This is a genomic window from Nostoc sp. CHAB 5715, assembly GCF_020829685.1.
Taxonomy (GTDB): domain Bacteria; phylum Cyanobacteriota; class Cyanobacteriia; order Cyanobacteriales; family Nostocaceae; genus Nostoc.
Genome location: NZ_JAIVFR010001196.1, coordinates 1 through 2,022, shown reverse-complemented (window position 1 = coordinate 2,022; position 2,022 = coordinate 1). Strand labels below are relative to the sequence as shown.

The 2,022-nt window shown below is 52.3% G+C and carries 4 protein-coding genes; all 4 read left to right on the top strand.

Annotated elements, in window-relative coordinates:
* Position 1: 1 nt before the first annotated feature.
* The 4 genes from LC574_RS39595 to LC574_RS37620 all read left to right on the top strand — a co-directional run bounded on the left by LC574_RS39595 (position 2) and on the right by LC574_RS37620 (position 1,785).
* Positions 2–172: a transposase gene (locus LC574_RS39595; protein WP_368736790.1), complete on the top strand. Its 171-nt coding sequence runs from the start codon at positions 2–4 to the stop codon at positions 170–172.
* Between the two features lie 110 nt (positions 173–282).
* On the top strand, positions 283–1,095 hold the full coding sequence (locus LC574_RS37630) for a hypothetical protein (RefSeq protein WP_229458700.1): 813 nt from the start codon (positions 283–285) through the stop codon (positions 1,093–1,095).
* Positions 1,096–1,226: 131 nt separating this feature from the next.
* Positions 1,227–1,481, top strand: a complete 255-nt coding sequence (locus tag LC574_RS37625; RefSeq protein ID WP_229458699.1) for a hypothetical protein — start codon at positions 1,227–1,229, stop codon at positions 1,479–1,481.
* Positions 1,482–1,539: 58 nt separating this feature from the next.
* Complete coding sequence (locus LC574_RS37620) at positions 1,540–1,785, top strand: hypothetical protein (RefSeq protein WP_229458698.1); 246 nt, start codon at positions 1,540–1,542, stop codon at positions 1,783–1,785.
* Positions 1,786–2,022: the final 237 nt, after the last annotated feature.

The window sequence follows — 2,022 nt, the reverse complement described above, 5'->3', positions numbered from 1 at the left end:
GATGATCGGCGCGCGCTTTGCCACCGTCGAACCGGTGTTCGGCAACCTGCGGCACAACAAGCGGCTCGACCGCTTCACGCTGCGCGGGCGCACGAAGGTCGATGGGCAGTGGAAGCTCTATTGCATGGTGCACAACATTGAAAAGCTCGGGCACCACGGGTACGCGAATTAGGTAAGCTGGCGGACGGGGAACTAGCCCGATCAGGTCAGGCAGGAGTCGCCCTGTCACGGCGTCAGGAGACGGAAGATGAAACCCGTGAAACCGGATTGATGCGATGAAGAATGAATTCAAGCCGGCAATGGCCGGACGCAGCAACTTGCCCCGAAATGGGGTTTTTCTACAGCGTCGTTAGGTCTTTCATGCTCGATCTTCTGCGTGATCCCGTTTGGCAATTCTTTGGCGCAGCTTTTGCGGTGTTAGGCATCGCAGTTGCACTCTGGATATATTGGCTTCAGCGTCAGACAAAGGAGTTGGCTTTTGGCATCGTATCTTCTCGCCGCCTGCTTTCGGTTGCCGACGAAGTATCGTCCCGCGTAACAGTCGAGCTTGATGGCAAGTCAGTCAAGAATCTCCACTTACTGGTCTATGGCTTGAAGAACTCTGGGCATCGCGCAATTTCCCCAAATGACTTCCAGCGCGCGCTCAAAATTTCCTTTCCAGAAGGGCAAGTCATCTCAGCGGAGATCACATCCGAAGTCCCCTCAAAACTCGGTGCCACTTTGGTTGCTACAGAATCGAGCATCGAGTTAAACCCACTTCTTCTGAATTCGGGCGACAAATTACTTATTCAAGTTCTCTTGTCAGCAAGTTCGCCTTCTGAATCGGTTGACGCTCGAATCATCGACATTCCAAGCCTAGTCCCCATCAACACACGACCACGGCTTCCAGCGTTTTTCGATTCAGCTATGCCTATCTTTGTTGGTGTGCTAATTCTGATCGCAATTGGGTCGTATTTTCTTGACTCCGGTGAGCAATCTCCACCTATGTACCTCGCGTTCTTTGGCCTTGCGTTATTTAGCGTATTCCAAAGCTTTGTCATGAGGCTCCGTGAGAAAGTTGGCCCTACCGCCCGGCGGTACGTCGGCGAGACCTAACATGGCGCTCAAGCTCGCTCCCTTCGCTCCCTTCGGTCGCTGGACGCTGCGCGATAAGGCCGCGCAGCGCCGGTTAGCTCTACGGTAGGCTTCAAACAATCACCGCCCGTTCTTTCAACGGAGGAGTCGATATGGCAGCAAGCGACGAATGGACAGACTGGCATCTCACACCAAGCGGATGGGAGCGCGGCTCCGAGAAGGAAGATTTTAACTCCACAGAGCGGCCCACACCGCTCGACAGGGTCTGCACTTACCGGTGGCGTGAGTACCTCAGCAGCACCTTCTCAACAATGGACAGGAAACTGGAATTGCTTTGGGAAACGGACGACAAGCCTGCACTCCAGTCTCTAAAGCAGAAGTTCGGCGACGCACCTAAAAATCTGTAAGAGTCCGTGTTGCACTGCTGATTCGCGCGGTCAAGTTTTCATCAGGGAGGAAAGAGATATGTCTTGGTACATCGACAGCTCAGTCATTGTGAAGAGCGATGGAAATAAGGATTGGTGGAAAAACGAATATGGCCCAAGCGAATCCGTTCCCGTCTCCGGAATCTATAGGTGCTTAGGCTGCAAGCGCGAGGTCACCTCAAACGCTGCCGATCGGTTCCCTCCTCAAAATCATCATCAACACACGGTGGATCAGGGAAAGATCAGATGGAAGCTCAACGTCAGAACCGCCACCGATGGCGATTGAAACCTAACCCGCAGTTCCAGACGACGCCTAACGGCGCGGGTTAACGCAATCGTTGGGTACTTTTAATATGGCATGCCTTGAGTTTTTAAAAGATTGGCGTGATAACCTTTTATCAGGTCAATATCTACCTATTACGGTAACAGTTGCGATTGCTTTGTTTCTTTTGAAAGAGATATTGGAGATTCGTCGCCGCGCTCTGGAGCGCAAACGTAAAACAAATGCTGCAAAGCTTCTTTT

Excerpts from the sequence above, each read along its gene's own strand:
- LC574_RS37620 (WP_229458698.1), top strand. The coding sequence starts at position 1,540 with ATGTCTTGGTACATCGACAGCTCAGTCATTGTGAAGAGCGATGGAAAT.
- LC574_RS39595 (WP_368736790.1), top strand. The coding sequence starts at position 2 with ATGATCGGCGCGCGCTTTGCCACCGTCGAACCGGTGTTCGGCAACCTG.
- LC574_RS37630 (WP_229458700.1), top strand. The coding sequence starts at position 283 with ATGAATTCAAGCCGGCAATGGCCGGACGCAGCAACTTGCCCCGAAATG.
- LC574_RS37625 (WP_229458699.1), top strand. The coding sequence starts at position 1,227 with ATGGCAGCAAGCGACGAATGGACAGACTGGCATCTCACACCAAGCGGA.